Consider the following 12,060-nt stretch of genomic DNA (forward strand, 5'->3'; position numbering starts at 1 on the left):
TTGAAAAAAATGAAGAAAAATATAATATTATTTCTGAATATATTTATTCTTAGTGTATTGATAACAACCTTTAATAGTTGTAAGGAAGATGAATTGTTATTGATAAAAGAAGTAGTAATGACTTGGGAAAATCCATCTGAATTGGTTGAGGGCATCCCCTTAACAAGAGATCAATTAAATGCCACTGCTAATGTACCCGGTACAATGGTGTTTACACCAGCTTTGGGCGAAATATTACCCTTAGGCGATAATCAGGTACTTAAAGCAGAGTTTACACCGCAGGATACTAAAAACTATTCTAGTATGTCAAAAACGGTTACTATAAATATTGTAGATAAGTATACTCCGGTAATTATCTGGGAAGATCCTGCTGTTCTTTTAGAGAATACTAAGTTAAGCGAGAAGCAATTAAATGCCATTGCTGTGTATAGCGATACATCATCAATTGAACTTGAAGGTACTTATGTGTATACTCCAGCTTTAGGAACAGTATTGCCTTTGGGTACTCACGAGTTAAAAGTTGATTTTACTCCATCAGTTCCAACGCATAAGGCTACATCTAAAACGGTAAATATTACTGTTACAGATGTTTTACCTTTAAGTATTGTTCCAAATAGTGCTATACATACTGATCTGCTCGCATTTGAATTTGAGCTGTCAGGTAATATAGCAAGTCTAGGTGAGAATCCTAAAGCTGGGTTTACAGTTCATGTTACCAATAGCAGTAAATTTGTTGATAATGATATTGACATTACTGAGGTAACTTTTGATGCTGCTAATGCAAACATCTTACAATTTACAATTGCAGAAGAAATATATGCAGATGATATGATTACCATATCTTACAACGACGAAAATGAGGAAAATACCATTTTATCTGTTGATGGGTTGCCTATATTATCTTTCGAAGCTGAAAAAGTAGCTATTCCTGTAACAGGAGATAATATTTTAGCAGGAAATGATTGGGCTGGATTTGAAGCTGATGCCGACCCTAATTCGGCTGGTGCAGCTGGTTATTGGGTTGGTGCAGCATTACCTTGGCAACGAACAACCGATATGGCGGCCTCAGGAGTAGCTAGTATGAAATACACCGGTGGGTTTGATGTAAAAACACTTTATGGGATGAAATTTGGTGCTAATGTAGATATACAACCTGGTGCCTTTGAGGTAAGTCATAAAATTTATATTGAAGCAGGATCTGATTTGAAAACGCTACGAACTGATATTGCTCGAGAAGACAATGAATGGGCAACGGATGTTCAAGCCTTATGGGATGTTGAAAATATTAAACGCGGTGAATGGGTTACTATTAAGCAAGTTGTTAATATGCCATATGCATACAAAGAGGTTGATAAAAAAATAAGGTATAGTTATTATGTAGAGGTAAGTAACAATGCTGATGTTACAGGCGATCAAACCTTTTATTTAGATGATATGAGTTTGAGAAAGGTTGACGTACCAGTGCGTCCCTAAATAGAAACCTCATAGTACTACGATGATATTTATATCAATTTATGTCTATAATTATTAGATAAATTAGAGGAGGAAGCAATTCCTCCTCTTTGCATTTTATAGAAATTATAGCACTATAAATATTACTTGTCAAATAATAACGGTAAATCTGATTACTTATTGATAATAAATTAATCTTGTATCATATTCCTTTTTATAACAAAGTATTACTTGAAGCACTACAAATAGAAGCTAAATTCTATTCTTAAATAGAAATATAAAATATATTAAAGTGCTGTGGGGTAGGGAATGTGGTTTTCTTATTAGAAGTTTTGGGTGATATTGATAAAAAACAACATTTTGTAATTATTGAAGAAGGATTAATTATTAGTGGAAAGGTTTTTTTTGATATCTGCTGAGTTATTAAACTGAAATTATCAACAATCAATTCAAGGTATTGCCTGCCATTTTTTATGCAGCATGTAACAATTATTACAATAAAAAAAAGGATGACCAATATTCTGGTCATCCTTAACTACATTCACAACTACACAGTCACACTACTAACTGTAAATCTTTAATAAAATGTTTTATACCAATTCTATTTTAAAGTGAGCCTTAAATTGTTTTGTATATTTTTAGCTTAGGCAAGGCCAAAAATTGGGGCATAGCCATAGCTACGGCGATATTTTTTAACGATGGATAAGATAAAAAGAATGAAAGAATAAGGCTCATTTTAATGTAGTATTGGTTTTACTACTAGCCTTGGGCTACTTTATTTCACCCAAAGGCTAGTAGACAGTAAAAACCGAGCTTATGGTTAATAAGATTATCTATAAAGGATAATCGTTATTGTTGTTTTTCTCCACTAATTGCTTTTGTTATGGCTTCTACATTAAACGATGCTGGTTTTTGACGTTGTGGAAATTCTTCAAATGTGCTTACCATTTTCTGTACCTCCCATGCTGCCTTGTAAATAAAGTAAGCGTGATCTATATACCAATCGTAATAAGTATTTGAGGTTACATCAGCTTCTTCAAAAGGATCTTGACGCAGATTAAACAGTTTAGGCGTGCGTAAGTCGGTAAAATCTTCCATCCAAATTTGTAAAGTTCCTTGAGCTCGCTGTTCTGAGAACATAATTTTCCAATCTCCCATTCTAACTGCAGATAAATCGCCATCATCAGTAAAGTAAAAGAAGTTTTCTCTCGGACTCTCGTCTGTTTCTTCCGTTAAATATGGTAAGAAGTTATAACCATCAAGATGTACTTTAAATTTTTTGTCGCCAATTTGTTTTCCTTTTTTAAGTTCTTCAGTAATGTTGTCGTTACCAGCCGCTGCAGCAAATGTTGGCATCCAATCAAGGTGCGACATCATGTTATTTACTGTTTTCCCGGCAGGAATATGACCCTTCCACTGAATCATAGCAGGAACTCTAAAACCACCTTCCCAGGTTGTGTTCTTTTCACTGCGGAATGGTGAAGTTGCCGCATCGGGCCAAGTGTTTTTATGCGGTCCATTGTCTGTTCCGTACATAATAATGGTATTTTCCATTAACCCTAAACGCTCTAATTCATCTAGTATCATACCCACATGCTCATCATGCTCCATCATGGCATCAGCATAAAAGTTTTGACCAGATTTACCTACAGTTTCCTTTTTAACATGCGTGCGGAAGTGCATACGTGTTGAGTTGAACCATAAAAAGAAAGGTTCGTCATCCTTAGATTTTCTATCGATGTAATCAACAGCAGCTGCAGCAAATTCATCATCAACCGTTTCCATACGTTTTTTGGTAAGGGGGCCTGTATCTTTTACCGGACCATCAGCCTCAGAGTGAATTACGCCACGAGGGCCAAAGAGTTTTTTAAATTCAGGATCTTTCGGATAATCAACATTCTCAGGCTCTTCTTCAGCATTTAAGTGATAAAGGTTGCCTAAAAACTCATCAAAACCATGATTGGTTGGAAGGTATTCGTTTTTATCACCCAAGTGGTTTTTACCAAATTGAGCGGTATTGTAACCCATACCTTTTAAAACCTCAGCTATTGTAGGATCTTTTTCTGATAAACCAACTTCAGCACCCGGCATTCCTACTTTCGTAAGTCCGGTACGTACTGGCATTTGACCAGTAATAAAAGCAGAACGACCGGCAGTACAACTCTGTTCTGCATAAAAATCAGTAAATTTAACACCGTTTTGTGCAATGCGATCAATGTTAGGGGTGTTGTAGCCCATTGTACCCATGTTGTAAGCACTAATATTCCAAATACCTATATCGTCGCCCCATATTACAACGATATTTGGTTTTTTATTTTTTGCTGACAAAGAAACTGTCATAACCATAAACAGCATTGCTGTTATCGATAAAATTCTTTTGCTCATAGTATAATAACTTTTTTGTTTTTTACTGTGAGCAAAAGTATATTGCAATGGGGCGTGTTTTTAACTCCATTTATTCAGTAAAGTATTCCATTTAGTCGGAATGAATTGTATTTATGAAATTTTAGTTAATGAATAATAATTTTCCTTTAATAGTACGAGAATTCCGAAATAAACTAGGACTTAAGGATACGAATAATAACGATCCTATCATTTATAATGGAAAAAAAGGCGAGTTGTTTGCCTTTAATAAGGTATATGATGATGGATTGGAGATTTTATTATTGCATGGTAAACTTAGCGGTGATTTTTCGTTGCAGGGGATGCCAATTTCGAGTAATGATAAATGGGTGCTATCTTTTACCATAAATGTAAGAATACAAGTATTCGAAAAAGACATACTGCAAACAGAAATAAGAAATGGCGATGCAGTGGTGATGTACAATCATCATTTTGGTTTTAATATGCGTTTAAAAGCCAACGAAATGTTTTTTATTTGCTCTATTCGTTATCAGCAAAACAGCCTAAGTAAGTTAAAGCACATTATAGCACAAGAGGGTATTAAGATTTCCGCAGACCAAGAGAAATTCTTATTTGTGAAACTATTTGTGTCACCCGAAATTAGATCAATATTGACTCAAATTGGGGGTAATAGAAATATGGGCGTAAGTTTATTGCATGAATATTTATATGCTAAGGCCAAGGAATTGAGTATTCTGCATCTGTATGATATTTCGGTTGGGAATAGTAAATTATTAGCAATTAATGAATATAAAATGCAATTGGCACAAAAGGTACGTGATCTTATAATTAGCGATCTTAGTAAGCACTATTCTATTCAAGATTTATCAAAGAGGTTTTTAGTAAGTGGCACCGTAATAAAAGAAGCTTTTGTAAAGGTTTTTGGTATACCTATATATAGTTTTTACCAAGAGAAACGTTTAACCGTGTCTAAAGATTTATTGAATAAGCCTGATATGTCGGTTACTGAGGTAGCTTATAATCTTGGTTTCTCTTCGCCAAGCAACTTCATTAAGTTCTTTAAAGCCAAAACAGGTATGAGTCCATCGCAATATCAGAAGAAAGTATAGTTCAAGAGTTTCATATTTTAATATGGGGTAAAATAATGCAAGTATCTGATAAAATACATCAAGTAAGTAGCGTATGAAGCTTGTTTATTTGTAGTGCATTTGAAATAATATCTAAAATCTTAAGAAATATGGACTACAAGTTTAGCCACGTTGGTATACCAACTGCGGAGAATAAAAAATGGGATGGTTTTTATGAACCAGGAAAAATACATTATACTGATTTTGCTAATGATGCATTCAATATCGAATTTATTCAGTGTGATGCAGATAGTAATATGCCAGAAATGTTTCAGAATGTGCCTCACGTAGCCTACGAGGTAGATAATATTGAAGCTGCCTTGGAAGGCAAAGAAATACTGGTTGAAACCTTCTCTCCGGGCGAAGGAGTGCGTGTAGCTTTTATAGTACACAACGGAGCACCTGTTGAGTTTATGGAGATAGCTAAATAAAATAAAAAGCATAATTTTTAAACCCCAATTAAGTCTTCTTAATTGGGGTTTGTTGTTTGTATGCCTATTTTTCTATTCAGTATGCCTACGAAATGGAAGATGTGATAGTACAATCGTTTGTAGTTGATTATTAGTATTTTGATTGGTGGTTGTGGGGTAATTGTGTGCTTGTATGAGGTAAAATTAAGCTATGATATTTATCATGGACATGGTAGTTTTGATATAGTTAATTATTCACTTTCAATACATTAAACAGCTATGAAACAAAATTCTATTAAAAATCATCTACACTTTAGAGGTATTTATTTATGCCTTTTACTATTTAATTTTTTCTCCATAAATGCCCAGAATTGGGATGGAGTAGCGCTATGGGGCGGTAATATTAATAACAAAACCATTGCAGAATTGAACGAAGAACCAATTGATATTGCTCTTGGTGATTATGTTCAAATGTTTCAATGGTGTACAATTACAAAAGTTGGTATTAGTTTAGACTTAGTTTATATAAAAGTAGACCAGGTAATAGATGGTACGTTGGTAAATACTTGGAAAGAACCAGGAACTGCACTAGGTACCAATAAAAGTAACTTTAATGCTATAGCGCCTAATGAGGCTGCGCTCACAGCACCCGGTCCGGCGAAGTATATAACCTTTACAATTGCTTCACAAGATGCTGTAGGTAACGATTTGCCTACGGGCTTAGGTAACTTTAGAATTAGCGTTTGTAAAGTATCCGACGATTCAGAAGTCAGAGCTGCAGTGTATCAAGTTAACTTTATTACAAAGGTTAAAGATATTTTGGGCGGTAATACCGATCAATCTATTCATGGAACAGGCAGAAATCCCGAGAAAGATTACGAAAAGCCTTTCACATTAATCACTCCGTCCACAGTAATACCTGAAGCTCCTCTATCGCAATATGAGTGGTCACTTGCGGAAGAGCTATCAGACGAGTTTGATGGATCTACAGTAGATCAAAACAAGTGGGATAATAAATTACCCGATTGGGGAACAACACCTTGTTGGGTGTTTACTGAGGATAACACTGTTATTGAGAATGGCGAATTAAACCTACAAGTGACGGATGAGGGTGTTTATCAAGATGCTGGTCGTTCGCTCTACTTAAAATCAGGAGCAGCGCGTACATGGAATGTGGTTACCTATGGATATTTTGAGTGTAGAATGAAATCTACCGACCTCATACCCGGAACTTGTCCTGCCTTTTGGATGTACAGTAAAGGTGGTTATGGCGACGCTCCTTTTAATCATGGGAAAACCAGGGTTCAGTATAGCGAAATAGATGGTATAGAAGTAGGTCAATCTTACACCGATAAAAAAAGAGTGTTGCGCAAATTTGATATGAACCTGCATACTTATCATCTAAAGCCAAATGGAGCATGGGGCTGGACACGCGGGGTATCTGGCGGCGATATTACCAGGGGCGATTGGTTTCATCCGGATTTAAGCTTTGATATTAGAGATGATTATCACACATATGGTATCTGGAATAGGTCCGATTCTATTATTTGGTATGTGGATGGAGTGAAGCGTAACGCAAAGAAAAATCTGTATTGGCATTTACCAATGCGTGTGATAGTATCCTTAGGTATTCGTCCGCCTTATTGTATTTATAAAAGTGGAGGGTTTACAGAAGTTGATCCATCAAAGGTTGCCGGATATGTAAAGGGTGAAACCTTCAAGGTACCAATGAAGGTAGATTACGTTAGAGGATGGAAATTGAAACCACAAATTGTGGCAAAAGATCTTAATTTGTTATCCGATGTTAATACAAATTTTGGTAGCATAACTTTTGAAGGAGAGTTTAATGCCGGCAGTGGTGAGCTTGTTACTAGTGATAATGGAGTAGTTTTATCATTGATAGAAAAAGATGACAGCGGAAATGTTGTTCGTACAGTAAAAACCATTTCCGATGCTACTAAAAAAGACCTAGAATTAGGTAAACTTGAGATTACCATGGATTTGAGTGACGTGCCTAGTAGTGGTTCTTTACCTTCAAATCATTATTACGATTTGGCAGTGTCACTAACATCAAGTTATAATAAAGGCACTGAAGTAATACTAACTCCCGAAGGGCAGCAGAATATAACTACAGAAATTATAAAAACACAGCGTAACGAAAGTTGGATTATTTCGCCAAATCCAGCAAAAAGTAAATTGCAGATTAAAAATTTACCCGAAGGAACAATTGTTAAGGTGTTTGATATGGCCGGAAAGCTTCATTTATTCCATGCCTATAATAATTATGGTATTAATATATCCGAATTAAAGCCTGGCATTTATATGGTTGAAGCCAAAAATGTAACCCAAAAGTTATTGGTGAATTAATTATACCTAAAACAACTTCATAATGATGGTTGCTTCTGATAGCAGGAGCAACCATTTTTACTTTATTTTTAGCGATTTATAGAAATAAACTAAGGTGTTGGTTGACAAAACTATTCATTGGGTAGAGAAGGTCTTGTTTAATAAAAAAGATACCCGTTTACACCACCTTGTAAATACAACTTTGGCTTACGCACTTTTTCACCATCCTCAAAAAGATAGGGTAAACCATTTTCTTGCAACATAGGCACATGTGGGTTTCCGCCTAGTTTAGAGTCTTTGCTTCTTATAATCATATCATGCACCATTCTGTTCTGAAACAGATGGCGAATTTGCTCGGCATCAATACCTAACTCGGCATTATACGATTGCGAAAAATTGCCAGCCTGCTCATACCTAAACGCCATAATGCCGTGCGAAAAGCGTCCGTAATGTGCATCGCGTAAATCTTTGTATCCATACCTTGCGGGATAATCAGAATCTTTTACTTTTTTAGCTCTGCTACATTTGCCTGTCCAGGTGGTCGATTGCAAAGCCAATTGTTTATCCTCTTTGGTGTATAAAAAGGCAAAAGCACCGGTTCTGTATTTATCCTCGTGTCCCTTTATAAAGCCCAAAATGTCGTTTTGAAACAGGAAACTCACTTCATCAAAATGAAGCACCAATTCGCCAGTTGCCTGCGTGGTTTGTATATCGTTCCAATACCATCTGAAGTTATATCCGCCCGAATATTTATTGCTATTCATCAATGAATACTCATTAATGTATGTTTTATATTGGTTGGTTTGGTCGCCCGATATATGAAACCCAGCAAAGGTTTGAAACTCTTTACTGCTAATTTTAGGGCCAAGGTTTCGCCTGTTAAAGTATATGGCTGCACCTTGATTGAGCTGATAAAAGCTATCGTAGTAATAGAGCTGATAGCTTAGGCCGATGCGCTGTATGTGTGTTCCAAACTGAAATATAAGTCCAAACTTAGAGCCAAAGTCTGATCCCTTACAAAGGACAGGTATCAGCAATATAATGAGGATAGTGGTTGTTCTTTTCAACATCGATAGTTAGTGTTTTCAGTAAAGGTACAAATAAATTGTAAGGCTTAATATTTTCTGAACAGAGTCACTTTTAGGCAACATACCTGAGTTTTGCACCATCATATCTCACCTTTGCGACTTTGATTGGCCATAATATGGCAAAGATGCCAATCAATTCTCTTTAGGAACATAACATTGTAGATGAACATAACAGAAGTTTTGCTATTTTCATACCCGAATTAAATATTCTAGCTTGTGTATATCTCCATTGATGATGAGTATTCAGGAAATATATTAGGGTGGTATTGATAATGAATATTAATAGCATACGGTAGTTGGCAACGGTATGAAAAACAAACAGAAACAATATAATTTTTTGAAAGCCGCACTGCTAGAAGAAAGTGAAATTAATTGTGGATAAGAACTACTATCAATAAAAAATAAAGGCCATAGGCTTGAATAAAAGTTTATGGTTAAATGTTGATAATATTATACTAAACTGTGATTATACTTTAAACAAACAATGAGACAGATTCTTTTTATTGCGTTATTAATATTGGCCACATCTTGCAATCGAGCAGATAACTTTTCAACTTATACAAAGTTTATTGAAGGATATTATAATAAGGGTTTTGACAGTATTTCTGATTATCTGAGCGACACTATTACCATAAAGGATGATGGGTATGAAAAGAAATACACAAAATCAGATTTCCAAGTATACTACCAATGGGACTCCGTTTTTCAACCTACTCATGAAATTCTGGAAATTTATAGGTGTGATAGTATCATAGATATTGTTGTATCTATATCATCCAAACGTTTTGAATTTCTTGAAAACAATCCAATGATAACACGTCAGAATATATATTTAAGCGAAGGAAAAGTTACTGTAATTGAATTTGTTGAGAGTAAGAGTGCTGATTGGAAGGTTTGGAAAGAGCGACGTGATTCTCTTGTAAAATGGATTGACAATAACCATAAAGAATTATCGGGGTTTATATACGATATGACAAAAGAAGGTGCCGAAGATTATCTAAAAGCTATTGACTTGTACCAAAATGAATAGTTAAAACCCTCACAATAATCAGGCATAAAGCCCAAGTGTCAGTTATAATCAGCAGCGCATTATTAGAGTTATTGCACCTGGTGGCAAAAAGAGATAGCAGGAAACAAACAGTTAATGAATTTGAGATATGATAAAAAGAAAAGTTTTAATCTTATTAATCGGGCTAATGGGAGCCACTTTATTACACGCCCAAACTGAAAGTAAAATAATAATTAATGAAGATCTTCAATTAACTCAAATTCAAGATTCAATTTTTATTCATAAATCATGGAGTCATACAGAAAGCTTTGGTAGAGTTTCTGCAAATGGATTAATTGTAATAAGAAATGGACAGGCTATCATGATTGATACTCCCTGGAATAAAGAAATGACAAAACAATTGATCGAATTTATTGAGGATTCATTAAATGTTCAGTTTGTGAAATTTATTGCAGGTCATTACCATGAAGACTGCATTGGTGGTTTGGATTATCTTCAAACGCGAGGCATCGAAACAATTGCCAATAGTCTTACCGTAAAAAAATGCAAAGAGGATAAGCTCTATGTTCCTTCCACTTCATTTGTTGATTCTTTAATAATTGATTTTAACGGACTCAAACTCGAGTGTAGATTTCTGGGTGGGGGACATACATTTGACAATATCACAGTTTGGATTCCTAATGAACAGTTATTATTTGGAGGTTGTCTTATTAAATCTTCTGATTCAAGGACTCTAGGGTATATAGGAGAGGCTGTTTTAGAGGATTGGGATTTCACGGTAAAAAAGGTAATGGAGCAATATGAGAATATAGAAGTTGTTATTCCAGGACACGGCAACTACGGAGGTGCTGAATTATTATCACACACAATTGAGTTGCTTGAGAAACATAGGAATAAATAACCACGTTAGAGTGCATTTGAGCCTTATTTGCTCATACGAGTTTTGTGGTAGTTTAAGAGGAAACCTCAGGTAATCGACTACCATTGGTACTCACTATTTATAGTATAGCTAAAAACCACAAATGACTGCTAAAACATTAATACTTTTTATTACATCATCGCTATTTATGTACAGAAAATATTAAGTTTAAATAAAAGTTCGGCACAAGGGGATTTTAGAGCTTTGTTTTTTTAATTGTTTCTATCTTTTATCCGAGTCGTTCAAACCCATTAATCAATCAATTAGTTGTGGATAAACAAGAGTTTTTAGACGATTTACACCAGTTAAATGAAGACTTTAAAAAGTACTTTGAAGTAAAGGATAGCTTTACCGCAGACTTGTCTTTAAAATTATGCGACTACGCCAATAAACGATATCCCCAATTGTTAGAAAACGCAGAAGCTTTAAGCCAGATTAAAGAAAAATCGGAGGTGTTATCCTTAAAGGCATTCGATTACTTGATAAACGCTAGTGATAAGGAAGATGATATATTTGCTCAGAAAACAACATCTTATATCCCAAAAATTACTACACGAAGTGAAAGTGAAATTGAGTTGCAAGATTTCTTAAATGACATACCCATAGCTCTGCATGAATCTGCAACACGAATACATTGGATAGAGTATGAAGATGTAATAAAGCAACAGAAACTAGATAAAGAAGCTCACGATTTAGTTAAATCAGTACTTGTAAAACATTTCGAAGAAGAAATAATGGAGTTTAATAGCTCAGAATTTCATTATATAGATAACATAACTTGGTCATTTGTTACCGAATTATTTTTAGAGGAAGTTTATGCAAGTCTTCGTTAACTGAGGCCTCAATGGAAATAAGTTGATGGCTAAACTTACACAAAAGGATATTATTAATTTGAACCAAGGCTTGAAAAGCTTTTAATTAGAGCGCCTCCTGTTTCAGGAAATGGGGCTGTAGTTATAAGTGCTGTTAAAACTCTAGTTTGTAATTATTTCATCAGATACTATGGCATCACTCTCTTCGAGCATTGATTTAGAACTTCCGTAAATCACATAATCGTTGTAAAAAGCCTCGTTTTTGCCTTTCCAAATCAACTTACCCACTTCGCTGTTTCGTAAATTTGTTAGTTTAACATGATCAAACATAATTGTTTAGATTTTGGTTGATTTATATGAGGTATACGTAAGGCTATATTAAAATAATTTCACATCGTATAGCTGATAATCAGTGTTTTTAGGGTTGAATAATGAGCCTTCGTAGCTACTCTGACGCAAATCTGCTGCAAATCTGCAGGAAGTTTGCGTCAGCGACGCAAATCCGCCGCAAACTTGCGTGACGCAAATCCGTT

Annotated in this window: 10 protein-coding genes; 7 read left to right on the plus strand and 3 right to left on the minus strand. The window is 35.0% G+C overall.

The window, feature by feature from the left end; translation table 11 throughout:
* Positions 1–9: 9 nt before the first annotated feature.
* Complete coding sequence (locus A8B35_RS20175) at positions 10–1,473, plus strand: hypothetical protein (RefSeq protein ID WP_068475455.1); 1,464 nt, start codon at positions 10–12, stop codon at positions 1,471–1,473.
* A gap of 828 nt (positions 1,474–2,301) precedes the next feature.
* Here the strand turns inward: A8B35_RS20175 and A8B35_RS20180 are convergent.
* Positions 2,302–3,837 carry an arylsulfatase gene (locus tag A8B35_RS20180; protein ID WP_068475456.1) on the minus strand — a complete coding sequence of 512 codons (1,536 nt, stop codon included), beginning with the start codon at positions 3,835–3,837 and terminating at the stop codon, positions 2,302–2,304.
* Positions 3,838–3,965: 128 nt separating this feature from the next.
* Here A8B35_RS20180 and A8B35_RS20185 point away from each other — a divergent pair, with 128 nt between their 5' ends.
* From A8B35_RS20185 to A8B35_RS20195, 3 genes are all read left to right on the plus strand, one after another.
* Positions 3,966–4,925: a helix-turn-helix domain-containing protein gene (locus tag A8B35_RS20185; protein ID WP_068475458.1), complete on the plus strand. Its 960-nt coding sequence runs from the start codon at positions 3,966–3,968 to the stop codon at positions 4,923–4,925.
* 128 nt (positions 4,926–5,053) lie between these two features.
* Positions 5,054–5,374, plus strand: coding sequence for a VOC family protein (locus A8B35_RS20190; protein ID WP_068475460.1), 321 nt, complete (start codon positions 5,054–5,056; stop codon positions 5,372–5,374).
* 258 nt (positions 5,375–5,632) lie between these two features.
* On the plus strand, positions 5,633–7,720 hold the full coding sequence (locus A8B35_RS20195; protein WP_068475462.1) for a family 16 glycosylhydrolase: 2,088 nt from the start codon (positions 5,633–5,635) through the stop codon (positions 7,718–7,720).
* Between the two features lie 137 nt (positions 7,721–7,857).
* Here the strand turns inward: A8B35_RS20195 and A8B35_RS20200 are convergent, their stop codons facing one another.
* On the minus strand, positions 7,858–8,769 hold the full coding sequence (locus A8B35_RS20200; RefSeq protein ID WP_068475464.1) for a polymorphic toxin type 23 domain-containing protein: 912 nt from the start codon (positions 8,767–8,769) through the stop codon (positions 7,858–7,860).
* Between the two features lie 502 nt (positions 8,770–9,271).
* On the opposite strand from A8B35_RS20200, the gene A8B35_RS20205 reads away from it, so the two are divergent.
* The 3 genes from A8B35_RS20205 (at position 9,272) to A8B35_RS20215 (ending at position 11,548) form a co-directional block, all read left to right on the plus strand.
* Positions 9,272–9,817, plus strand: a complete 546-nt coding sequence (locus A8B35_RS20205) for a hypothetical protein (RefSeq protein WP_068475466.1) — start codon at positions 9,272–9,274, stop codon at positions 9,815–9,817.
* Positions 9,818–9,944: 127 nt separating this feature from the next.
* Positions 9,945–10,697, plus strand: coding sequence for a subclass B1 metallo-beta-lactamase (gene bla / locus A8B35_RS20210; RefSeq protein ID WP_068475468.1), 753 nt, complete (start codon positions 9,945–9,947; stop codon positions 10,695–10,697).
* Positions 10,698–10,984: 287 nt separating this feature from the next.
* A complete protein-coding gene (locus tag A8B35_RS20215; RefSeq protein ID WP_068475470.1) occupies positions 10,985–11,548 on the plus strand; it encodes a hypothetical protein in 564 nt (187 codons plus the stop codon).
* Positions 11,549–11,689: 141 nt separating this feature from the next.
* Here A8B35_RS20215 and A8B35_RS23425 read toward each other — a convergent pair whose 3' ends face one another.
* Positions 11,690–11,857: a hypothetical protein gene (locus tag A8B35_RS23425; RefSeq protein ID WP_171973243.1), complete on the minus strand. Its 168-nt coding sequence runs from the start codon at positions 11,855–11,857 to the stop codon at positions 11,690–11,692.
* Between the last annotated feature and the right edge of the window lie 203 nt (positions 11,858–12,060).

The organism is Saccharicrinis aurantiacus (assembly GCF_001660705.2).
GTDB classification, from domain to species: domain Bacteria; phylum Bacteroidota; class Bacteroidia; order Bacteroidales; family Marinilabiliaceae; genus Saccharicrinis; species Saccharicrinis aurantiacus.

What these genes read in the sequence shown, in the direction of transcription:
- A8B35_RS20175 (WP_068475455.1), top strand. Translation starts at nt 10, where the DNA reads ATGAAGAAAAATATAATATTATTTCTGAATATATTTATTCTTAGTGTA.
- A8B35_RS20180 (WP_068475456.1), bottom strand. Translation starts at nt 3,837, where the DNA reads ATGAGCAAAAGAATTTTATCGATAACAGCAATGCTGTTTATGGTTATG.
- A8B35_RS20185 (WP_068475458.1), top strand. Translation starts at nt 3,966, where the DNA reads ATGAATAATAATTTTCCTTTAATAGTACGAGAATTCCGAAATAAACTA.
- A8B35_RS20190 (WP_068475460.1), top strand. Translation starts at nt 5,054, where the DNA reads ATGGACTACAAGTTTAGCCACGTTGGTATACCAACTGCGGAGAATAAA.
- A8B35_RS20195 (WP_068475462.1), top strand. Translation starts at nt 5,633, where the DNA reads ATGAAACAAAATTCTATTAAAAATCATCTACACTTTAGAGGTATTTAT.
- A8B35_RS20200 (WP_068475464.1), bottom strand. Translation starts at nt 8,769, where the DNA reads ATGTTGAAAAGAACAACCACTATCCTCATTATATTGCTGATACCTGTC.
- A8B35_RS20205 (WP_068475466.1), top strand. Translation starts at nt 9,272, where the DNA reads ATGAGACAGATTCTTTTTATTGCGTTATTAATATTGGCCACATCTTGC.
- bla (WP_068475468.1), top strand. Translation starts at nt 9,945, where the DNA reads ATGATAAAAAGAAAAGTTTTAATCTTATTAATCGGGCTAATGGGAGCC.
- A8B35_RS23425 (WP_171973243.1), bottom strand. Translation starts at nt 11,857, where the DNA reads ATGTTTGATCATGTTAAACTAACAAATTTACGAAACAGCGAAGTGGGT.